The sequence below is a fragment of the Cupriavidus laharis genome (genome assembly GCF_914271435.1).
GTDB classification, from domain to species: domain Bacteria; phylum Pseudomonadota; class Gammaproteobacteria; order Burkholderiales; family Burkholderiaceae; genus Cupriavidus; species Cupriavidus laharis.
Window position 1 is genome coordinate 179,856 of sequence record NZ_CAJZAI010000003.1, and the last position, 22,322, is coordinate 202,177.

Here is a 22,322-nt window from a genome sequence, read left to right on the forward strand (position 1 = left end):
ACCCGCCGTCAGCCGCCATCAGCCGCCGTTGTCACCCTGCGCCTTGTGCTTGGCCGCCATTTTCTCCTGCTGCCCGGGCGGCACGCCCTCGTAGTGGCTGAACTGGATGGTGTAGCTGCCATGGCCGCCGGTCAGGCTGTTCAGGCGCGACTGGTAGTCATTGAGTTCGGACAGCGGCACCTTGCCGGCCACGATCACCGTGTTGGCTGCGCCGGTACGCGTGCCATGGACCTGGCCACGCTTGGACGAGAGGTCGCCAATCACGTCGCCCATGGCGGAGTCGGGCATCATCAGCTCGATGTCGACCACCGGTTCCAGTACGCTGGGCCGGGCCTTGAGCACGGCGTCGATAAACGCCTTGCGGCCGGCGGTGGCGAATGCCACTTCCTTGGAGTCGACCGGGTGGCTCTTGCCGTCCAGCACCGTGACGCGCACGTCCTGCATCGGGAAGCCGGCCAGCGGCCCGCTTTCCAGCGCCTGGCGGATGCCTTTTTCCACGGCCGGAATGAACTGCCCGGGGATCGCGCCGCCCTTGACTGCATCGACGAACTCGAAGCCTTCGCCGCGCGGCAGTGGCTCCACGCGCAGCATCACCTCGCCGAACTGACCCGCGCCGCCGGTCTGTTTCTTGTGGCGATGATGGCCTTCGGCCGAACCGCCGATGGTCTCGCGGTACGCGATCCGCGGCGGACGGGTGACCACCTCCAGCTTGTACTGCTCGGTCAGGCGCTCAAGCAGGCAACGCAGGTGGAATTCGCCCAGGCCCAGCAGCACGGTCTCGTTGGTGCCGGCGGGGTGTTCGATGCGCAGGCACGGGTCTTCGGCGGCCAGCTTGTGCAGGACTTCGGCCATGCGCTGTTCGTTGCCGCGCCGCGCCGGTTCGATGGCCAGGCCATAGATGGGCGTCGGAAACTCCAGCGGGATCAGGTGGATGTTGCCGTCTTCGGTGGCATCGTGCAGCACGGCATCAAAGCCGATCTCGTCGACCTTGGCGACCGCGCAGATGTCGCCGGGGCCCGCGCGCGGGACTTCTTCGTGTTCCTTGCCTTGCAACAGCAACAGGTGCGCCACCTTGAACGGCTGGCGCGCATCGCCGATGTAGAGCTGGCTGTCGCGCGTGACCGTGCCCTGGTGGATCCGGAACACGGCCATCTTGCCGACGTAGGGATCCATGACGATCTTGAAGACGTGCGCCAGCACGTGCTTGTCGGGCACGGGTTCGGCACGTACTTCCTTCTTGCGCTCGCCGCCGTCGCTGCCTTCGCCGACACTGCGGTAGAACAGCGGCGGATTGCCCTCGGTCGGGTTCGGCAGCAGCCGCACGAAGGCATCCAGCAGCTCGGGCACGCCCGCGCCGGTGGCAGCGGAGGTGAAGCAGATCGGCACCAGGTGCCCTTCGCGCAGCGCGCGCTCGAATGGCGCGTGCAACTGCTCGGGCTGGATGGCTTCGCCCTGCTCCAGGTAGAGCTCCATCAGCTCGGGGTCGATCTCGATTACCTGGTCCACCAGCGCATCATGCGCGGCAGAAACAGTCAGGAAGTCCGATTCCCCGGCGGGGTTGAAGAAGCAGTCCACCACCTGGCTGCCGTGTGCGGCCGGCAGGTTGATGGGCAGGCATTCCTTGCCGAAGGCTTCCTGGATGTCGGCCAGCAGCGCGGGCAAGTCCACCTTCTCGCCATCGATGCCGTTGACGATGATCATCCGGCACAGCTTGCGCGCCTGGGCCCAGGCCATGGCGCGCCGCGTGGTCATCTCGATGCCGGTCTGGGCATTGATGACGATGGCCGCGGTTTCCACCGCAGGCAGCGCGCTGATGGCTTGACCGGAGAAATCGGGGTAGCCCGGGGTATCGACCAGGTAGATGCGGGTGTTGCGGAAATCGACGTGCAGGACTGCGGAGGTGAGGGAGTGGTGGTATTTGCGCTCGAGCGGGTCGAAGTCGCTGACCGTGGAGCCCCGCTCGACGCTGCCTGGGGCATGCAGGGCGCCTCCCCGGTGCAGCAGCGTTTCGGCCAGCGAGGTCTTGCCGCACCCCGCATGGCCGAGCAGGGCAATGGTACGAATTGCGTCGGGACTGTAGTGCATGGCAGCTCTCGTCCGGCAATGGCAGTCTGGCCATTATTGGCGAAAATTGCCGGAAGCACCATATGTGCGCGGGCGCCGAAGGGGCGGCAACAGACAAAGGTGTTCCGTGCCGGTCACATGGAAGCGGGCCGGCAGGACACGCTGCATTGCAGCATCGACTGCCGGCCGGCACTTCAAATGACTTCGTCCTTCAGGTGATACCAGTGATACAGGAACCGCTGGCCGAACCGGCGGAACGGGGCAAACATTTGCGATTCCACCATTTCACGCACATTCGGGAAGGGCAACGCCGAGCGGAAGATCGGCAACGGCGGCAGTGACGCGCCTTTCCCGGCGATCAGCGCCGCCAGCCGCTTGCCGGCCTGCGCGGAATACATCACGCCGTTGCCGCCATAGCCCATCGCATAGTAGATCGACTGCGCCGGATCGGGCTGCGTGATGCGCGGCATCATGTCGTGGCTCACGTCGACCCAGCCCCACCAGGAGTAGTCGACCTGGATGCCGCGCAGCGCCGGGAACTTGCGGTACATGTCGTCGACCAGCTTCTGGCGGTACTGCTCCTGCGGTGCATCATTGCCGGTGATGGCGCTGCGGCTGCCGATCTGCAGGCGGCCGTCGGGCATCAGGCGGTAGTAGTGGCGCAGGATGCGGGTGTCCGTGATGACCTGGTGCGTGCGGAAATTGCACGCTTCGATCTCGGCCGGCGTCAGCACGCGCGTGACGATCGAGTTCGACAGGATCGGGAACAGCCGGTTCTTGAGTTGCGGGTGTAGCGACTGCGAGGTGTAGCCGCCGGTGGCCACGCCAACCGCGCGGGCGCGCACGATGCCGCCCGGTGTGCGCAGGTAGTGCACGCCATTGCGGGTCTCCCAGCCGGTCACGGGGCTGGACGGATGTACCTTGACGCCTAGCTCGCGCGCGCGGCGCAGGTAGCCGAAGGCGAGCTTGCCGGCGTGGATGCCGATGCCCTCGGGCTCATGCATGGCGCCGGCGGCTTCCTTGTCGTCGACATATTCGCGCCGCACGGTGTCGGCGTCGAAGATGCGCGCGTCGTACTTGAAGACTTCGCGCAGGACCTTTGCTTCCTTTTCCAGCGCGGGCATGGCCTTGTCGCGGTGGGCGATGTACAGGTGGCCGCCCGGCTGCGGGTCGCAGTCGATATCCTTGATCAGGTCCTTGAAGGTCTGCATGCCGTCGCAGACCTCCTCGTGCAGGCGCAGCGCCGTGTCCAGGCCGTAGCGCTGGATCCACTGCGAGCGCTTGAGCCGACCCGACGCGCACTGCGCCTGCCCGCCGTTGCGCGTGCTGCAGCCCCAGCTCACGCGGTTGGCTTCGAGCACGGTGGCCTTGATGCCGTGTTCCTGCGCCAGGAAGATGGCGCAGGTCAGCCCGGTGAAGCCGGAGCCGATGATGGCGACATCCACGTCGATGTCGTGCGTGACGGGGCCGTCATCGGCCGGGGGCTCGCCGGCAGTGCCGATCCAGTAGGTCGGCGCGTATTCGCGCCCCTGGCCCGGCGTGGGCGTGCGCAGCGGGTCGTAGGCGGGGTCGTACGGCCGCGACGGTGCGGTGGCGTTGCCGCCGGTGAGGATGTTGCGGGTGGCTACAGCTTCCATGGCGCGTCTCCGGTGCTCAGGCCGCGTTGCTTACCGGCGGACGGTCCTTGCGGTAGGCGTTCTTCACCGCGATCTTGCCGTCGCGGAAGGTGAACACGTCCACCATGCGCGCCTCGATGCGCGCGCCGTCGGCACGGGTGCCGCGGAAGGTCGATTCGCTGACGCCGCGGTCGCCGGACACGAAATGCTCGCCTTCGGTCCACGAGGCATCGGGAAAGGTCTGCCAGGCCAGCACGAAGCCTTCGCGCACGGCGTCGCGGCCGATAAAGCTGCGCCCGAGCAGTTCGCCGCCGGCCACGCCATGGAAAGCGCAGTCATCGGCCATGAAGCCCATCAGCGCGTCGATGTCGTGGCGGTTCCAGGCGTCGTTGAAGGCTTGCAGGAGGTCGGTACCGACCGGGTTGGTGCTGGGCTTGCTCATTTGGGTCTCCTTGGTATCGCGTGACGATGCGGCGGCAGGGGCCGCGCATCGGCCATGACCTGAGAATAGGGAGACCGCGCGTTGCGCTGTAGGACCAGTTGGCGGGAATCGCTTGGGCCAGTGGCTGGGCCAGGTTCGAATGAATATGGCGTCGCTCCTGCGCATGCGGAAGCCTGGCGTCTTTGGACGCACACCAGGAGCGGAAAGACGCTGGGTCCCCGCGTGCGCGGGGACGACGGATGGGGCAGGGCCATCCTGAACGAGAATTCAGGCTGCCGAGGTACGCGCTGGTAGTGCTGCGTGCAGTTCGCGTGCCACGCTGGCCAGCACCTGGATACCGGGCTCGATGCGCTCCGGCGAGATGGACGAATAGCCGAGGCGGAAGCCATTGCGCGGCGCCGGTTCGCCCATGAAGAACACGCTGCCCGGCTCGATCAGCACGCCTTGCAATTCCGCGAGGCGCGCCAGCGCATCGGCGTCCAGCCATGCCGGGCCTTCGATCCAGCACGAAGCGCCACCGGCAATGGGCACGGGGCGGAACTCGGGCATGTGGGCGGCCAGTGCCGCCAGCACCGTTTCCGCGCGCGCCCGGTGCGCGGCGGACAGGCGGCGCAGATGCGCGTCATAGTGTCCCAGCGACAGGAATAGCGAGAACGCGCGCTGGATATAGGCGGATGGGTGCCGCAGCATCAGCCGGCGCGCGCCGCGCAGTTCGGCGATCAGCTCGGCGGGGCCGACGATGTATCCGATGCGCAGCCCCGGCGCCAGGCTCTTCGACAGGCTGCCCACGTAGATCACGCGGTTGTTGCGGTCCAGGCTTTTCAGCGTGGGCGTGGGGTCGCCTTCGAAGCGGCTTTCGCTTTCGTAGTCGTCTTCGATCAGCACGAAATCCGCTTCTTCCGCCTGCCGCAGCAGCGCTTGCCGGCGCGCCAGCGGCATGGTGACCGTGGTGGGGCACTGGTGGCTGGGCGTGACGTAGACGTAGTCGCACGCGCGCAGCGCATCGGACGGCACCACGCCCTCGGCATCGATGGGCAGAGGGATCAGCTTCGAGGTATGGCGGCCGAAGATATTGCGCGCGTCCGGGTAGCCCGGTTCCTCGATACCCACGGGGGTGTCGGGGCTGGCCAGCAGGTCGGACAGCAGGTAGAGCGCCTGCTGCGCGCCCACGGTGATCACGATCTCATCGGCCCCGGCCCATACGCCGCGGCGCGGCAGCACGCGCGTGCGGATCTGCTGCACCAGCGACTCGTCGTCGCGCACGATCATGTCCTGCGCCCATTCGTGGATGTCGAGTACGCTCAACGCCTTCAGGCAGCACTCGCGCCAGTCGGCGGTGGGGAACAGCACGGGGTCGTACTGGCCGTAGATGAACGGGTAGGGGTAATCGCGCCAGTTGTGGCGCTTGACGATATTGCGCTGGTGGGTGGGGCGGAAGACGAAGCGGCGGTCCCAGTCGGGGCGTGCGCTGCCATGTGTGTCGGGGGTTGGCGTGCCGCGCAGCGAAGCCACGCCGCTCACGCGTGCGCCAAGAATTTCAGGGTTGACGAAATAGCCGCTGCGTTCGCGGGAGATCAGATAGCCCTCGTCCACGAGCTGCTGGTAGGCCAGCACCACCGTATTGCGGGCCACGCGCAGCTGCGCGGACATCTCGCGGCTGCTCGGCAGCGGGACGCCCTGCGGGAGCTGTTCGTCCAGGATCGCGGAGACCAGCATCTGACGGATCTTGCCTTGCAGGCTCAGGCCGGAGTGGGCGTGTTGCTGGAAGAGCTGGTCCCACATTGGGGGGGTCAGCTTGGTGGTCATAAGGTGGTTTGTTTATTGATCGATTGGTTTTGTTGTTGGGTTGTCGCTCTTGGCGGGCGCTGCTGTTTCGCCGGCGTAGCCGGCGAGTTACTTCTTGTCCGAGCGACAAGAAGTAGGCAAGAAACGCGTCGCCTGGCGGCTGGCCATCAACGGTGCGCTTCTATGGTTCGAGCGGCTTAGGTTTCGCGATGCCTGGTTGCCCGTTCGACCCCGCTACGCTATGTGAGTCAGAACCTCTGCCTGGCGTTAAGCGGCTTTTGTACGATCCCCAAGTTGGACTCGGGTACAGCGTTCCAATAGCCTCATCGGTGGGACGCCTACGGCTGCGCTGCGCGCACGTCCAAGTCGGTGGGCGATCTCATCAAGCTTGCTGACGCCACGGGTCGGGATCTTCTTTACGTCGCGCATGGAACATGCGCCAAGCGCATCGTTACTACGGCGTGGTTCGAGCTGGACCTTCGCGCCCAGACTGCTGACCGCGCGCAGCGCAGCCGTAGGCGTCCCCGCGATATCGCTGTTAGGAGGGACCACTCCGTAATCCGGGTTCGTTCGTACGCCCTGTCCCATCCTAATCATCTACGCGGCAGGCAGTCTGGTTATGCCCTGGACCGTCTTCACCTCATCAAGCCGTTCGTCAACCACGTAAACGCGCTCTTTGGTTACTTTCTGTCGCTCGGACAGAAAGTGACTCGCCGGCTACGCCGGCGAAACAGCCACGCCTGCCAAGAACGCCAACCCAATCCGAACCAAAAGGCGAACCGCCGGCTCCGCCGGCGAAACAGCGGCGCCCGCCAAAAACGCCAACCTACAATGAGCAAAAGCGTGCAAGACAGAGTACCCCATCCCCATCCCCACGCCAATGCCCATCCCAAATCAAGAATCAATCAATATTCATGCAAATCCGGCCGAGGGATCTCAGCTAGCGGCACGACCTGCCCCACGCCACGCCGAAACAGATGCCGCACGATATAGGCCGACACCAGGATGCCAAGGCTAGCCACCCCCAGCGCCAGCGGCGTGCGCTGATCCGGAATGAACGCCATGGCCACGACGATTGCTACCATGCCGAAGATCGCAAACCAGGTCAGGTACGGATAGCACCACATCCGCACTTTGAGCAGGTGGGGCGCTTCACGCTCGAGCCTCGCACGCAACCGCAGTTGCGACACCGCGATCAGGATGTACACGAAGATGGCCACCGTGCCATACGAGTTGACCAGGAACGCAAAGACCTTGTCCGGCGATACATACGACATTACCACCGCCCCATAGCCGAACAGCGTGGCGACGAGGATGGCGCGCGTGGGCACGCCATTGCGGCTGACGCGGGCGAGGGCGCGGGGTGCGTCGCCGCGGCGCGTCAGCGCGAACAGCATGCGCGACGAGGCGTAGAGACCGGAGTTGAGCGCCGACAGCACGGCGGTCAGCACGATCGCGTTCATGATCTGCGCGGCTGCCGGTATCCCCATGACGTTGAGCGCGCTGACATACGGCGTGGCGATGCCGGTGGCGTTCCATGGCACCAGGCAGACCACCAGCAGCACCGACCCCACGTAGAACACGAGCACGCGCGTGATGACCGAGTTGGTGGCGCGTGCCACGGCTTTCTGCGGCTCGGCGGTCTCGGCCGCGGCGATGGTGACGATCTCCGCGCCAAAGTAGAAGCCCGTTGCCGCCACTGCGCCGGTCAGCACCGGCACGATGCCGTTCGGCATGAAGCCGCCGTTGGCCGTCAGGTTGGCCACGTTCATGCCGTGGGCGCCAGGCGCCAGGCCCAGCACGTACACGCCCGCCACGAACAGGAACACCATGATGGCGGCGACCTTGATCGACGCAAACCAGAACTCGAACTCGCCGAAGGACTTGACCGAGACCAGGTTGGTCAGCGTGAGCATGACCAGCAGCACCAGGCTGATGGTCCAGTTGGGCACGTCCGGCAGCCAGTAGCGCACCAGGTCCGCGCCCGCCACGGCTTCCAGCGCCACGACGATGACCCAGAAGTACCAGTACATCCACCCGGTCAGGAAGCTGGCCAGGTTGCCGACGGCGGGGCGGTCGCTCCAGGCCTCGCGGGCGTATTCGTAGAACGAGCCGCCGCCGGGCATGGCGCAGGCGAGCTCACCGAGCATGCGCATCACCAGCACCACAAGCAGGCCGGTGATCAGGAAGGAAAGGACCGCTGCGGGCCCCGCGGACTTGATGACGACGCCACTGCCGACAAAGAGGCCGGCGCCGATGACGCCGCCCAGGGCGATCATGGTCATGTGCCGCTGCTTGAGGCCGTGCGATAGCCCTGACGAGGGCTGCGGTGTATGGGTCATGTTGTGTCTCCTGTACTGCTGACTGCGATCTGTCAGCCGCCACGGCGTCTTTCTGTAATAGGCGGCGCTGCGGGCAATTGCAGGCCGGTTGCCGTGGTCGGTTCACCCCGTTTGGTGCACAAGGGTGCTGGAAGTCATCCATCCATTGATTTGTGTCTCCAGGTTACCTTGTAAAACGGAACAGATTGTTCCGATAAATGTTTTGTACCCGGAATGTAGGTCCTCTGTCGTCGAAGGTCAACCAAAAATTTCAGGAATTGATATGATTTGTATCTGAAACTGAAACTTGACTATGATGGGAGCCAGGCATGAACGATTTACGTCTTGCCAAAAGCGATGCCAAGCCTGACGGCGATACGCCGGCGCTGCGTCTCTTTGGTTTGCTGGAAGTCATTGCTACAAAAGATCACCCCTTCAACCTGCAGGCGCTGGTGGAGGAAACCGGACTGCCCAAGCCCACGCTGCACCGCATGCTGCAGCAGTTGGAAGCGGCCGGCATGGTCCAGCGCAACGGCGACGGCCGCCACTATGGCACCGGCCTGCGCCTGCGGCGGCTGGCGGAAAACCTGTTGCTGAACAACACCTCGCACGGGGCGCGCCACATGGTGCTGCGCAAGCTGGTGGAAGAGGTGGGCGAGAGCTGCAACCTGACCGCGTTCTCGAGCGGGGAGGTGCTGTACCTGGACCGCGTGGAGACGGCGGCGCCGTTGCGCTTCTACCTGCACCCGGGCTCGCGCGTGCCGGCGCACTGCTCGGCCACGGGCAAGCTGTTCCTGGCGCAACTGGCGCCGGCGCAGCGGCAGCGCCTGCTGGCGCACGCGGAGCTGGAACGCTACACGGCCAACACGCTGACCGACCACGCGGCGCTGGAGGCCGAGATCGAGCGCGTGAAGCGTGACGGCTACGCGATGGATGACGAGGAATTCCTGCCGGGCTTGCTGTGCCTCGGCGTGCTGGTGCCGGCGGTGGACGGCGGGAAATCCAACCTGGGGCTGGCGCTGCAGGCCCCGGTGATGCGCGTGACGCGCGAGAAATCATTGCAGATGCTGCCCGCGCTGCAGCGGGCGGCCAGGGCGCTGGCGGCCATTGAAGCCGAGAGCGGTACCGCCTGGGGCGGCGGCGCGGACGAGGACGAGTAGGGGCGGAAGGGTAGAGAGGGCCGGCTCCCGGCTTGTCCTGCTGTCCGCGTCAACAACGACAGAGACAAGCAAGGCAAGCAAGAGGAGCACGACGTGACGCAGAAGGAGTTTGGCAGGCCGGACCGCATGGTGCCGGTGCGCAGCCTGTTCGGTATCGATTCCGGCCTGATGGTGCCGGCGTTCAGCGAACGCGATGACCATGTGCCGGAAATCGACCCGGCCTACCGCTTCCAGCCCGAGGTGACGCTGGCCATCCTGTCGGGCTTCATGCGCGACCGGCGCGTGATGGTGCAGGGGCTGCACGGCACCGGCAAGTCGACCCATATCGAACAGGTGGCCGCGCGCCTGAACTGGCCGTGCGTGCGCGTGAACCTCGATGGCCACATCAGCCGGCTCGACCTGGTCGGCAAGGATGCCATCGTCATCCGCGATGGGCAGCAGATTACCGAGTTCCAGGAAGGCATCGTGCCGTGGGCGCTGCAGCGGCCGGTAGCGCTGATCTTCGATGAATACGATGCAGGGCGCCCGGACGTGATGTTCGTGATCCAGCGCATCCTGGAGCGCGATGGCAAGTTCACGCTGCTGGATCAGAACCGCGTGATCCATCCGCATCCGTCGTTCCGGCTGTTCGCGACGTCGAACACGGTAGGTCTGGGCAATCTCAACGGCCTGTACCACGGCACTCAACTTCTGAACCACGCACAGATCGATCGGTGGAACGTAGTCGCCACGCTCGACTACCTGCCGCACGCGGAAGAGACCGGCATCGTGCTCGCGCGCGTGCCGGAACTCGATAACGCCGAAGGCCGCGAACTGGTCGATGCCATGGTGGCCCTGGCTGCGCTCACCCGGCGCGGGTTTGCCGCGGGCGATGTCTCGGCGCTGATGTCGCCGCGCACGGTGATCAGCTGGGCGGAGAACTGCCAGATCTTCCGCGATCCGGCACTGGCGTTCCGCCTGACCTTCCTGAACAAGTGCGACGAGGCCGAGCGCCCCGTGGTCGCGGAGTACTACCAGCGCTGCTTTGGCGCGCTGCCCGTGGCCGATGGGGGCGAGGCTTCCGGCGGCCTGCCTGCCGGCGCGTCCGAGGCACGCTGATGGCGCAGCCTTCGTCCACCGCCGCTACCCAACTTGCACGCCGCCGCCAGCAGCAGGAAGCGCTGTGCGGCGCAGCCGTGCGAGCGCTGACCGGCGACGCCACGCTGCACTACCGCGATGGCCGGCTGTGCCGCGGACTGCGGCCCGTGCCGCTGCATGCGCCGCACCTGCGTGCCGATGCCGCGATCGACACCGTCGCATGTCTGCGTGGCGCCGCCGACGGCGCGGCATTGCGGCAGGCGCATTCCGACGCCGACCTGCACGCCAGCCTGTGCCCGGCCGACCCGGTCGAACGCCTGCTGTTCGAACTACTGGAGCAACTGCGTTGCGAGACGCACTTGCCGCCGGGCATGGCGGGCGTGGCCGCCAACCTGCGCCATCGCTTCACCGCATGGTCGCAGGCCTTCCATCGCTCGGGGCTGACGGAAGGGCACCTGGGCATCCTGCTGTACACGGTGGCGCAGGTGGCGTGGTCGCGCCTCACCGGCGAGCCGGTGCTCGCCGAGACCGAAGACCTGATCGAGCATACGCGTGCGGCCATCGTGCCCGAACTGGGCCATGCGCTGAGCGGCCTGCGCCGTGAACGTCACGGCCAGGCTGCCTTCGCGGTACACGCGCTGGCACTGGCACGTGCTGTGGCCGCCATGGTCCGCACGCAGGGCGCCGCCGCGCAGGCGGATGACAACGAAAAGGCTGACGATGCGCGTGCCGGCTTTGCACTGTGGCTGGACTTCGACGAGAGCGAGACCGAGGCCTTTGCGCTGGCTCCGACGGGCCACAGCCGCGTGCTCGCCGATGCCGCCGATGGTTATCGCGTCTTCACCACGCGCCATGACGGTGAAGTGCGTGCCGCCACGCTGATCCGCGCCGCGTTGCTGGAAGAGTTCCGCGTGCGGCTGGACGCGCGCATCGCGCGCCAGGGCGTGAACCTGGCGCGGCTTGCACGCCGGTTGGGCGCGGCGCTGGCCCGGCCGCGCCTCGATGGCTGGTCGTTCGGCGAGGAAAGCGGCCGGATCGATGGCAGGCGCCTCGCGCAGGTGGTCAGCACGCCGGCGCAGCGCCGTGTGTTCCGGCAGGAAGCGCAGCGGCCGCATGCCGACTGCGTGGTCGGCTTCCTGGTGGACTGCTCCGGCTCTATGAAGGCGCAGGCCGAATCCGTGGCCATGCTGATCGACATGATGGCGCGCGCGCTCGACATGGCCGGCGTGGCAACCGAGGTGCTGGGTTTTACCACCGGTGCGTGGAACGGCGGACGGGCCCGCGCCGAGTGGCTGGCGCGTGGGCGTCCCGCTCATCCGGGCCGCCTCAATGAAGTCTGCCACCTGGTGTTCAAGGATGCTCGGCGCAGCTGGCGCAGGGCTCGCACGGACATCGCCGCGCTATTGCGCGCGGAGCTGTATCGCGAAGGCGTGGACGGCGAGGCCGTCGACTGGGCTTGCCGGCGGCTGGTCTCGACCGGCAAGGGCCGCCGCATCCTGCTGGTCATCTCCGACGGCAGCCCGATGGATACGGCAACCTGCCAGGCCAACGATGCCAGCTATCTCGACAACCACCTCAAGGCGGTTGTCGCGCGGCACGAGGCATTGGGTGACGTCGAGGTGCTGGGGCTTGGCGTAGGCCTGGACCTGAGTCCGTTCTACCGCCATACGCTGCCACTCGATCTTTCCCAGCCGGTGGACATGGCCATGCTCGACGAGGTGGCGCGACTGCTCAGTGCACGGCGGCGGTAGCGCTTGCCATGCAGCGGGTGCCGCGCAGCGTGTGGTCATCGATGTACCGTTCGCGCGTTGTTCAGGCCCATGCCGGGCAGCAGGATGCCGAACGCTTCGCCGCCCAGCCGGGCGACGGTATCGGCGGGCCTGACGGACGCCTGGCAAACTTATTGAGGTTTCCATCATTCACGACAACGCCAAATGTTCGTCGTCCCCGCACAGGCGGGGACCCAGTGACTTTTGTCCCCTTCGGGGGACTTCAAAGACACTGGATTCCCGCCTGCGCGGGAATGACGGTGGTCATTTTGTGTTGCCGCGAATTAGGAAAAGCTAAATTGGCCAGCATCTTCAGCACGGCTGAGCGCTGGCGCCGCTTACGCCAGTGCTCAGCCGATCTGGCTGACGAGCGCCGGCACCATCAGGCTCGCCCCAATGCCCATCAGCACGCCGAACGCGATGCGCCGCGTGGTCGTCGCGGAGAACGGCGGCGGAAAGCGCCGCCCCAGCAGCGTGGCCAGCACCACCACCGGCAAGCCGATGGCAGCCTGCAGCCAGATCTGCCCATCGAGCTGGCCTTGCCATGCCGAGAACAGGGTGCGCACGCTGGAGGTCACGGTAAAGACCAGGATCAGCGCGCAGCGGATCTCCACCGGCTTCATGGGCTGGCGGTAGAACTGGAAAATCAGCGGCGGGCCGGACACGCCGAACATGCCGCTCAGCAGGCCGCCAAAGATGCCACTGACGAGAAAGCTGCCGTCGCCCGAGCGCCGCGGCAGCGGCTCGGGCCGCAGCGCCGCGCTCAGGCCGCCATACAGGATCACCGCGCCCAGCAGGATCTGGAGCAGCGTGGCCGCGGTGCTGCTCAGGTAGTCGAGCAGCATCACGCCGGCGACGACCGAGGGAAGGATGCCGATGGCCGCGGCAAACACCGCGCGCCAGTCGATGTGCTGCATCTTGCCGGGCAGCGCGAAGGCGCTGTTGGCCAGCGTCACCAGGCTGACCACGGCGGCCACCGTGGCTACCGGAGCCAGGCCCAGTCCGCTCGTGGCGCCCATCACGATCATGCCCAGGCCGAAGCCTGTCACTGTCTGAAAATACGTTCCCGCACCGAGCAGTGCCTGCAGACCCAGCACGGGTATCAACAATTCCGCCTTCATGCTGCCGCCTGTTCTCCGGAGGGGGCCTGCTGGGCCGAAGCGGCTTGCGCCTGCACGACGGTGACGGCGATCACATGGAACACGTCTTCCGCGCTGCATCCGCGCGACAGGTCGTTGGCGGGCTTCCTGAGTCCCTGCAGCATCGGGCCGATGGCCTTGGCGCCGCCCAGCCGCTCGGCGAGCTTGTAGCCGATGTTGCCGGCTTCGAGGTTCGGGAAGACCAGCACGTTGGCGTGGCCGCCCACCTGCGAGTGGGGAATCTTGCGCTCGGCAATCTCCGCGACGATGGCGGCATCGAGCTGCACGTCGCCGTCGATGGCAAGGCCGGGCCGCTGCGCACGCACGCGTTCCGTGGCCATGACCACCTTGTCGACTGCCGCATGTTTCGCGCTGCCGCAGGTCGAGAACGACAGCATCGCTACGCGCGGCTCCTCATGCAGCAGCGAACGTGCGCTGTCGGCCGCGGCCATGGCGATCTCCGACAGCTCCTCGGCATCGGGGTCCACCACCAGCCCGCAGTCGGAGAAGATCAGCCCGCCCTTAAGCGTGTGGAAGGGCTCGCACAGCATCATCAGGAAGAAGCTCGACACCAGCCGGAACCCGGGCGCCAGCCCGATCAACTGGATGGCCTGGCGCACCACGTCGGCGGTGGTGTGAACGGCACCGGCCACGGAACCATCGGCATGGCCCTGCCGCACCATCAGGTTTGAAAAGCACAGTGGATCGAGCACGGCCTGCCGGGCCTGGTCCAGCGTCATGCCTTTCTTCTGGCGCATGGCGTAGAGCGCCTGTGCGAAGGAGGGCGACAGTGCGGAGGTGGCGGGGTCGACGATGGTCATGCCCGCCAGCTCGATGCTCTGGCCGGCCGCAGCGTCGGTGATGCGGCCCGGGTTGCCCACCAGGATGACCTGCGCGATGCCCTCGCGCGTGGCGCGCTCCGCTGCCTGCAGGATGCGCGGGTCTTCCGCCTCGCACAGGACGATGCGACGGGGCGCGGCGTGCGCGCGATCGATGATGCGGAGGATGGGTTTCATGGTGGGATGGCTCGGTAAGACTGAAAAAAGGGCCAGCGACTTGCGCTATGCCCTTGGTGTTCCCCCCTCTCCCGCAAGCGGGAGAGGGGGCACGCTGCTGGTAAGCAGACGGCCGCAGCCTGATCAGACGTAGTCCTTGTACTTGTCCAGGTAACGCACCGGCTTGGACAGCGCGTCGCGGCGGAACGGGTCGCCGAGTTCACGCGTGCACAGGACCTCGATGATCGTGGTCTTGCCGTGGTTCATCTGCAGGTCGATGGCGCGCTTGAGTGCCGGGCCCACATCCTCGAGGCGGTCGACGACGATGCCTTCCGCGCCCATCGCCTTGGCGATTTCCGCAAAGCTCTGGTTGTCGAGCTCGCCCGCGACAAAGCGGCGGTTGTAGAAGTCCACCTGGTTCTTCTTCTCCGCGCCCCACTGGCGGTTGTGGAAGACCACGGCCGTCACCGGGATGTTGTGGCGCACGCAGGTCATGGTTTCCATCAGGCTCATGCCCCAGGCGCCGTCACCGGCGTACGAGACGGCCGGGCGGTGCGGCGCGGCCACCTTCGCGCCGATGATGGTCGGGAACGCGTAGCCGCAGTTGCCCCAGCTCATCGCCGCGAAGAAGCTGCGCGGCTTTTCGAAGCGCAGGTAACTGTTGGCGACCGAGTTGATGTTGCCGATGTCGGTCGAGACCATCACGTCGGCCGGCATGGCCTTTTCCAGCTCGCGCAGGACCTGGCGCGGGTGCAGGTAGGTGCCGCCGTTGAAGGTGCGCTCGTTCTTCTGCTCCTCGATCATGTCCAGGCTGTACGGGTCGCGCTCGTGCGTCCAGTCGTCCAGTTCCTTTTCCCATGCGGCCTTCTCGCTGGCGATTTCAGTGGCACGGCCGTCGCGGGTGCTGTCGCAGGCGAGCGTGCGGCCGGCCAGGCGCTGCGTGAGGGCGATGGCAGCGGCCTTGGCGTCGCCGCAGATGCCCACCGAGATCTTCTTCACCAGGCCCAGCATCTTGTGGTCGGCGTCGATCTGGATGATCTTCGCATTCTTCGGCCAGTAGTCCATGCCGTGCTGCGGCAGCGTGCCGAACGGCCCCAGGCGCGAACCGAGCGCGATCACCACGTCGGCGCGCGAGATCAGCTTCATCGCCGCCTTCGAACCCTGGTAGCCCAGCGGACCGCACCACAGCGGGTGGCTGGCGGGGAACGAGTCGTTGTGCAGGTAGCTGTTGACCACCGGCGCGCCCAGGCGCTCGGCCAGTGCCTTGCATTCCTCGATGGCATCGGCCATTACCACGCCGCCGCCGGAGATGATCACCGGGAACTTGGCCTGGGCCAGCAGTTCTGCGGCCTCGTTCAGGCTCTGCTCGCCGCCGGGGCCGCGGTCCAGGCGCTGCGGCTTCGGAATCTCGGCGGTGATCTTGCCGTAGAAGTAGTCACGCGGGATGTTGAGCTGGGTCGGGCCCATCTCGGCCAGCGCGCGATCGAAGCAGCGGCCGGTGAACTCGGCCATGCGCTGCGGGTGCGTGACGTGGCCCTGGTACTTGGTGAACTCCTGGAACATCGGCAACTGCTTGGCTTCCTGGAAGCCGCCCAGGCCGATGCCGGTAGTGCCGGCCTCGGGGGTGACGATCACGACCGGGCTGTGGGCCCAGTACGCGGCGGCGATGGAGGTCACGCAGTTCGAGATGCCCGGCCCGTTCTGGCCGATCACCACGCCATGCCGGCCCGACACGCGCGCATAGCCGTCGGCCATGTGGCCCGCGCCCTGTTCATGCACCACCGGGATCAGGCGGATGCCGGCGGGGGCGAAGATGTCCATCGCATCCATGAACGCCGAGCCCATGATGCCGAACATGTCGGTCACGCCGTTGGCGACCATGGTCTCCACGAACGCTTCGGACGGCGTCATGGTCTGGGGGCCGGCCGGCACCTGGGTCTCGGTGGCCGAGCCTCCGGAAACGGCGGGGTGCGAAGTCGTGTCGAGGTCGCGCATGGGGTGTCTCCTGTGTGACGTAACAAAGTGGAACGATTCGTTCCGGAAAATTGTTGTTGGGGGAAATGTAGGCGGAAGTTGCCCAATGGTCAACAGGAAATTTTTGTTTTCGGAATATTTGGTATTAAAAAATGAGACAAAACAATCTATGTGTGATGTATGTGTAACGTACGAAGGATGTCGGAGCAGGAAATCCGGGCAGGTGGCTGGCACCGCGCGCCGTGAATACATTGGCGCGCCCCTGTCCTGAAAGCGTTTGCAGCGCCCTGCGGGGCGCTGCAAAGGGTGAGCCTGCGTGCCAGCCGCGGCTTGTCATGCCGGCGCGGGCTTGCGTGCGCGCTGGTCGATCTGCCGCCGCATTTCATCGGCAAGCGGATGCAGGCCGCTGGTGGATGCGGATGCGACCAGGCTGTAGCCCAGTCCCTGGTCCGCCCACGAATATCCGGCCACGCCAGCCTGCCGGTGCGCCTTCATCGGCGTGTCCTGTTCGACCTGCATCGGGCGCACCAGCATGGCCAGGCGCGTGCCGTGCCCGTCGTCATACATGAACAGCCCGGCGGGGCCGTGCTCGGTCGCCACCAGGCGGCCGCCCATGTAGCGATAGCCGGACCGGGTGAGGTCCGGCACGGCAACGGGGCGCTGCAGGCGCGCCGACACCCAGCTGACCAGGTCGGCGCTGTCGTTCGCGCTGATCTCCACGGGCCGGTTCGGGTCGGAGGCGAAGACCTGGTAGCTGGCCGTGGCCTCGCGGGCCAGCGCGGCAATGCCGCCCGATGCCGGCTCGGTGGCGCCGCGGCCCATCCAGCCTGCCAGGCCACCCACGCACAGCGCCACGAACACCGAAGCAGCCAGCCGCCATGGAGCGGCCGTGCGGGTGCGGCGCGCGGCGAGCATATGGCGCAGGTTGAGTTCCGGCGGGATCGGCTCGCTTGCCACCGGCGCGAATGCGGCGCGCAACTGCTGGCGCTGCGCAGCATAGCCTTCGACGCGGCGCGCGACTTCCGGGTGATTGCGCAGATAGGCTTCGATCTCATGCCGGCGTGCCTCGTCCAGCGCGTTGTCGACATAGGCCTGCAGGTCTTCTTCCTGCACGGGCCGGTTCTCGTTCATTTGACCCTCCGCAATGCTGCTTTCTGTGCCGGTCCGGGTGCCGTGGCCGGCGTGCCGCCTTCCATGATCTTCAGCAGCCTGTCCCGCGCGCGTGACAGGCGCGACATCACGGTGCCGATCGGAATGTCCAGTACGCGAGCGGCGTCCGCGTACGACATGTCCTCCACCGACACCAGCAGCAGCACGCTGCGCTGCTCTGCCGGCAGCGTCTCCAGCGCGCTCATGAGATCGCGGTAGTGCAGGGCGTCTTCCTGCGTGGCGCGCGCGCTCAGGGATTCGGCCACGTCCTCGATCGCCACATGCAGGCCGCGCGCGCCCGCCTGGCGGCGCAGCGCCGTCATCGCCAGGTTGTGCAGGATGGCGAACACCCAGCTGCGGGTGTCGGCGTGGCTGCGGCGGCTGTCCCAGTAGGTGATGACCTTCTCCAGACAGTCCTGGACGAGATCGTCGGCGGCGGCTTGTTCGCGCAGCAGCGCACGCGCGTAGCGCCGCAGCGCGGGGATCATCGGCTCGACGTGCTGCAACAGGTCCTTCACAGCCAGTCCTCTCCGGTACGCATGGACAACGCTGCGCCAGCCTACATGGCCTGCACCTGGACTGGCGCGGCGGGCTTGCCGTCGCCGGATGGCGCGATCACAAGATAGCGCCGCGCTTCGGTACCGGCAATGCCCTGCACGACCTGGCGGATTGGCCCGATCGCGTTGACGATGGCTGCGCCCGCCGGGTTTGTATTGAACGTCGCCAGCGGCTCGAGCGGACCGGTGCCATCGGTCCGGCTTGCCAGCGCGAGCACGTAGGGCTGCCTGGGCTGCAGCCCGGTTACAGACGCCTGCAGGACTTGCAGCAGGCCCTGGTCGAAGAGTGTCACGCTTGTCGGCGCGGCGGCGCCTGCAGCGGGCTTGCCATTGGCTACAGGCACCAGCTTCAGTTGCGTCGTCTGTGCGGCCATGCCGATCGGCTGCAATCCCTGCGTTCCCGCACCTTCGGCCACGGCATTCGGGACATAGACGACGGCCTGCGGCGCCTGGCCCACCGGTACATTGGCGACGACCTGGTTGGTGGCGGTATCGATGGCCGCAAGGCTATCCGCATTCTCCAGGCCTACATAGATGCGGGTGCCGTCGCCGGACGGCCAGAGGCCGTGCGGCAGGGCGCCGACGGGAATCGCCGCGACCTGGGAGAAGTCGTCCGTGCGGAAGACCTTCACCTGGTTCAGCCCGCCGATGGTGACATAGGCGAACGTGCCGGCCGCGGTGTGCGCAAAGTTCACGTGGTTGGTGATCGCGCCGGTTTCAAGGGTTTTCAGGAGGCGGAACGGTGGACGCGCTTCGAACACCTGGGTCTTGCCAATATCCTTGAGCGTGAACCAGACCTGCTTGCCATCCGGAGTGGCAGCAATGTTCGGGCAGAACGGGCTTTCCTGCTTCACGCGCGCGACGACCTTGTGATCGGCCACGGTGACCACCGCGACTTCGGGGTTGAACGACGAGCAGATGTACCCGTATTTGCCGTCCGGCGAGAAGATCTGCATGCCGGGGCCGGCAGCGACGGTAATGCGGGTCTTCTCCGCGAACGTCGCGGCATCGATGACAGAAATGTAGTTCTCCCCGCGCACCGTCACCCAGACTTCCTTGCCGTCCGGTGTGTAGAACGCTTCATGCGGCGAACGTCCCACGTAGGTCACGTGCCTGACGGCATTGGTCGCCGTGTCGATGAAGGACACCGAGTTGGAGCCGATCGACACCACCGCCAGCGTGCGCCGGTCGGGCGAGAAGCCCAGGCCATGCACGAGCAACTGGCCGCGATAGAGCGGGCTGAGGTTGCCCGGAGTCGGATCGCCCAGGCGAATCACGCCGAGCAGCTTGTTGTCGGCCGGATCGGTCACCGACACCGTGTTCGAGAACTGCTCGGCCGCGTAGATGCGGTCGCGGTGGGTGACGGGCACGTCCGGCGCGCTCAGCGGGCCGGGCGCTTGTCCGGCCAGTGTGATGCCGGACAGGCCGAGCAGCAGCGCGAAGGTCAGGGCGGTCTTGACGGTCTGGATGGTCGTGAAAGGGTTCTGGTTCATGGCTTGATCTTGTTGTCAGTGTGCGTGCGCGGCATGGCCGCGTCCGGCCGCTTGCGGCTGGGGCTGGTCGGCGATTGCGGGCTGGGTCGGTGCGGGCGCGGATGGCGGCAACGGCTGGCCGAGCGCGAGCCGCATCGCGGCGATCTCCTGCAGCTGTTCGACGACGATTTCCTGCGCAATGCGCCGCAGCTGTTCATTGCGCCCATAGCGCAGCTCGGCCATGGCCATGTCGATGGCGCCCTGGTGATGCGGGATCATCATGGCGGCAAAGTCCTGGTCGATATTGCCGCTGGGTTGGACCGCCATGCCGTCCATCATCCGCGTCATGGCGGCCTCATTCTCGGCCGCGAACTTCTGCTGATCGGTGGTGGCCTGGGCTGCGGCGGCAGCCGGCAGCAGGAATGCCACGGTCAATGTCAATGCCAGGACGGTCCAGGCGCGGGCGGGGGATCGCGATGGGTGGGGCGGGAAGGCCATGGTTCCTCGTCGTTCAGGCGGTCCGGGAAGCGGACCAATGCCTGGTAGACGCAGGAGGGGGCGCGTTTATTCCAACGGGAGGTGGATTTTGTGTTCAGGGGAGAAGACTGCGCACCTGGCGGTCGGGCTGGCTCCGCCAAATGCGATGCCCCCGCCACTGCGCGATGCGACAGGCGCGCGCCTGTCTGCCGCTTCAGGCGGGGTATCGCGGTAACTGCAACACGACCGGGCCGTGGCCGGCGTCAGTCCGGCTTGATCTGCGCGCGCGCAATGATCGGCTTCCACCGCTGTTGTTCCTGCGCGATGAAGCGCGCGAACTCTTCCGGCGTACTGCCCACCACCAGCGCGGCATCGGCGCTCAGCCGCTGTGCCGACGCTGGGCTCTTCACCGCCTTGATGGCGGCGTCCGCGAGCTTGTCGGTGGCCGGCTGCGCAAGGCTCGCCGGGGCGAGCAGGCCATACCACTGCGTCATCTCGAAGCCCGGATAGCCCTGTTCCGCAACGGTGCCGACCTCAGGCAGCTGCGCGATACGCTGCGAAGTGCCAGTGGCGATGCAGCGCAGCTTGCCAGCCTTGATGAATGGCAGGATGGCCGGCGCGCCGACCGCGGCCGCATCGAGCCTGCCGGAAAGCAGGTCGGTGATCTGCGGGCCGCTGCCGCGGTACGGCACATGGGTAATGAAGGTGCCGGTGGACGCCTTCAGGTACTCGAAGGCGAGATGGCCCGCACTGCCATTGCCGGCCGAACCGTAGTTGAGCTTGCCGGGCTTGCTCTTGGCCAGCGCGATGAATTCCTTCAGGTTCTTTGCCGGCACGTCGGGATGGATCACATACAGGCTAGGCACCTTGGACAACAGGGATACGGGACGGAAGTCCTTGTTCGGGTCGTAGGGCAGCTTTGCGAAGATGTAGGGATTCACCGCGAGGGTACCGATGTGGCCCAGGATCAGCGTGTGCTGGTCGTCCGCGCGCGCCACTTCGCCCATGGCGACGTTGCCCGCGCCGCCGGGCTTGTTCTCCACGAACACCGATACGCCAAGCAGCCGGGTCAGTTCGGCGGCCGTCGAGCGGGCCACGATCTCGGAGCTGCCGCCGGGCGCGAACGGCACCACCAGCCGGATGGGCTTGGCGGGCCATGCCTGCGCCCGTGCGAGCGAAGGCGCAAGGGCGCCGGCGCCGAGCGCGGCAGCAAGCTTCAGGATGTCGCGGCGGACGGGGTCAAACTGGGTCATGCATTTCTCCGGGGGTTCTTGATAGCTGGGGGCGTGCGGTGGGTGACCGGCGGTCACCTCATTCGGGCTTGACGTTGCCGTCCTTGATGACCTTGGCCCACAGGCGGGTCTGGTTGTCGATATAGCGGGCGGCTTCGGCCGGCGGCGCGGCCACCACCTCACCGCCCAGCTCGGCAATGCGCTTGCGCACGTCCGGACTGTTCATGACTTTCTGCAAGGCGTCGGACAGCTTGCCGACAATGGGCTGCGGCGTACCGGCGGGGACGAAGGCCGCATTCCATTCGTAGACTTCGTATCCGGCCACGCCGGCTTCCTCCATGGTCGGCACCGACGGCAGCGCAGGCGTGCGCGTGTGGCTGGTCACGGCAAGCGGCCTGAGCTTGCCGGCCTTGATGTGCTGCAGGCTCGAAGCAACGTTGGCGAAGAACAGTGGCACCTGACCCGCGATAACGTCCGTCATGGCCGGGCCGCCGCCCTTGTACGGTACGTGCAGCAGGTCTACGCCGGCGCGCTGCGCGAACAGCACGCCGGAGAGGTGCTGGGCGGAGCCGTTGCCCGACGAGGCAAAGGCCACCGTGCCCGGCTTCTGCTTCGCCATTGCCAGGACATCCTTGACCGACTGCGCCGGGAATCCCGGCGTGGCAACCAGCACATTGGGATAGCGGGCCAGCACGCCAATCGCCGTAAAGGCCTTGGCGGGGTCATAGGGCAGGCGCGGATACAGGCTCGGATTGACCGCGTAGGAAGAGGCGTCGACCATCAGCGTGTAGCCGTCCGGCGCGGCCTTGGCAACGTACGACGCGCCGATCTGCCCGCCGGCGCCGGGTCGGTTCTCGACAACGACGGACTGGCCCAGCTCGCGGCCGAGGCCAGGCGCGATCAGCCGCGCCATCAGGTCGGCGCCGCCGCCCGGCGGGTAGGTCACGACAATGGTGATGGGCCGGGTTGGCCACCGCGCGGGCGCTTCCGTGGCCTGCGCAAGGGCAGGGGTCAGCAGCAGGGTGGTCACCAGTGCCGCGGCGATCCGTGTTGGCGAATGCTTCAAGCTTGTCTCCACATCAATGGGCGTTCT

17 protein-coding genes and 1 pseudogene are annotated in these 22,322 nt (G+C 66.5%); 3 read left to right on the forward strand and 15 right to left on the reverse strand.

All coding sequences use genetic code 11. The features are described from left to right. Nucleotides 1-18: 18 nt before the first annotated feature. The 5 genes from fusA to LDO29_RS08100 all read right to left on the reverse strand — a co-directional run bounded on the left by fusA (nucleotide 19) and on the right by LDO29_RS08100 (nucleotide 8,249). A complete protein-coding gene (gene fusA / locus LDO29_RS08080) occupies nucleotides 19-2,085 on the reverse strand; it encodes an elongation factor G (protein ID WP_224079276.1) in 2,067 nt (688 codons plus the stop codon). A gap of 173 nt (nucleotides 2,086-2,258) precedes the next feature. Then, a complete protein-coding gene (locus tag LDO29_RS08085) occupies nucleotides 2,259-3,701 on the reverse strand; it encodes an NAD(P)/FAD-dependent oxidoreductase (RefSeq protein WP_224079277.1) in 1,443 nt (480 codons plus the stop codon). Nucleotides 3,702-3,717: 16 nt separating this feature from the next. Further along, nucleotides 3,718-4,122, reverse strand: coding sequence for a nuclear transport factor 2 family protein (locus LDO29_RS08090; protein ID WP_224079278.1), 405 nt, complete (start codon nucleotides 4,120-4,122; stop codon nucleotides 3,718-3,720). Between the two features lie 267 nt (nucleotides 4,123-4,389). Next, entirely contained in the window at nucleotides 4,390-5,928 is a 1,539-nt protein-coding gene (gene pdxR / locus LDO29_RS08095; protein WP_224079279.1) for a MocR-like pyridoxine biosynthesis transcription factor PdxR, read from the reverse strand. Between the two features lie 884 nt (nucleotides 5,929-6,812). Then, the gene (locus LDO29_RS08100) at nucleotides 6,813-8,249 is read right to left on the reverse strand and encodes an amino acid permease (RefSeq protein WP_224079280.1); all 1,437 of its coding nucleotides are present in this window, start codon (nucleotides 8,247-8,249) and stop codon (nucleotides 6,813-6,815) included. A 308-nt stretch (nucleotides 8,250-8,557) separates the two neighbouring features. On the opposite strand from LDO29_RS08100, the gene LDO29_RS08105 reads away from it, so the two are divergent. From LDO29_RS08105 to LDO29_RS08115, 3 genes are all read left to right on the forward strand, one after another. Beyond that, a complete protein-coding gene (locus LDO29_RS08105; RefSeq protein WP_224079281.1) occupies nucleotides 8,558-9,388 on the forward strand; it encodes an IclR family transcriptional regulator in 831 nt (276 codons plus the stop codon). A gap of 126 nt (nucleotides 9,389-9,514) precedes the next feature. Continuing rightward, nucleotides 9,515-10,486: an AAA family ATPase gene (locus LDO29_RS08110; RefSeq protein ID WP_224079600.1), complete on the forward strand. Its 972-nt coding sequence runs from the start codon at nucleotides 9,515-9,517 to the stop codon at nucleotides 10,484-10,486. After that, nucleotides 10,486-12,216 carry a cobaltochelatase CobT-related protein gene (locus LDO29_RS08115; RefSeq protein WP_224079282.1) on the forward strand — a complete coding sequence of 577 codons (1,731 nt, stop codon included), beginning with the start codon at nucleotides 10,486-10,488 and terminating at the stop codon, nucleotides 12,214-12,216. Before LDO29_RS08110 ends, LDO29_RS08115 begins: the two co-directional genes overlap by 1 nt. Before the next feature lie 35 nt (nucleotides 12,217-12,251). Here LDO29_RS08115 and LDO29_RS28320 read toward each other — a convergent pair. From LDO29_RS28320 to LDO29_RS08165, 10 genes and pseudogenes are all read right to left on the reverse strand, one after another. Further along, nucleotides 12,252-12,347 (reverse strand): annotated as a pseudogene (locus LDO29_RS28320) (hypothetical protein); the annotation flags it as partial. Nucleotides 12,348-12,584: 237 nt separating this feature from the next. After that, on the reverse strand, nucleotides 12,585-13,355 hold the full coding sequence (locus LDO29_RS08125) for a sulfite exporter TauE/SafE family protein (RefSeq protein WP_224079283.1): 771 nt from the start codon (nucleotides 13,353-13,355) through the stop codon (nucleotides 12,585-12,587). Continuing rightward, nucleotides 13,352-14,389 carry a phosphate acetyltransferase gene (gene pta, locus LDO29_RS08130; RefSeq protein ID WP_224079284.1) on the reverse strand — a complete coding sequence of 346 codons (1,038 nt, stop codon included), beginning with the start codon at nucleotides 14,387-14,389 and terminating at the stop codon, nucleotides 13,352-13,354. The genes LDO29_RS08125 and pta overlap by 4 nt, the downstream gene beginning before the upstream one ends. Nucleotides 14,390-14,512: 123 nt before the next feature. Continuing rightward, on the reverse strand, nucleotides 14,513-16,279 hold the full coding sequence (gene xsc / locus LDO29_RS08135; RefSeq protein WP_396022648.1) for a sulfoacetaldehyde acetyltransferase: 1,767 nt from the start codon (nucleotides 16,277-16,279) through the stop codon (nucleotides 14,513-14,515). 396 nt (nucleotides 16,280-16,675) lie between these two features. Further along, nucleotides 16,676-17,473, reverse strand: a complete 798-nt coding sequence (locus tag LDO29_RS08140; protein WP_224079286.1) for an anti-sigma factor family protein — start codon at nucleotides 17,471-17,473, stop codon at nucleotides 16,676-16,678. After that, nucleotides 17,470-18,009, reverse strand: coding sequence for an RNA polymerase sigma factor (locus tag LDO29_RS08145; RefSeq protein WP_290369540.1), 540 nt, complete (start codon nucleotides 18,007-18,009; stop codon nucleotides 17,470-17,472). The genes LDO29_RS08140 and LDO29_RS08145 overlap by 4 nt, the downstream gene beginning before the upstream one ends. 41 nt (nucleotides 18,010-18,050) lie before the next feature. Continuing rightward, complete coding sequence (locus LDO29_RS08150; protein WP_224079287.1) at nucleotides 18,051-19,541, reverse strand: YncE family protein; 1,491 nt, start codon at nucleotides 19,539-19,541, stop codon at nucleotides 18,051-18,053. 15 nt (nucleotides 19,542-19,556) lie between these two features. Then, complete coding sequence (locus LDO29_RS08155) at nucleotides 19,557-20,018, reverse strand: DUF305 domain-containing protein (RefSeq protein WP_224079288.1); 462 nt, start codon at nucleotides 20,016-20,018, stop codon at nucleotides 19,557-19,559. A gap of 242 nt (nucleotides 20,019-20,260) precedes the next feature. Continuing rightward, nucleotides 20,261-21,250 (reverse strand): Bug family tripartite tricarboxylate transporter substrate binding protein, encoded by a 990-nt coding sequence (locus tag LDO29_RS08160; RefSeq protein ID WP_224079289.1) that lies wholly within the window; start codon nucleotides 21,248-21,250, stop codon nucleotides 20,261-20,263. 58 nt (nucleotides 21,251-21,308) lie between these two features. Continuing rightward, nucleotides 21,309-22,295: a tripartite tricarboxylate transporter substrate binding protein gene (locus tag LDO29_RS08165; RefSeq protein WP_396022638.1), complete on the reverse strand. Its 987-nt coding sequence runs from the start codon at nucleotides 22,293-22,295 to the stop codon at nucleotides 21,309-21,311. Between the last annotated feature and the right edge of the window lie 27 nt (nucleotides 22,296-22,322).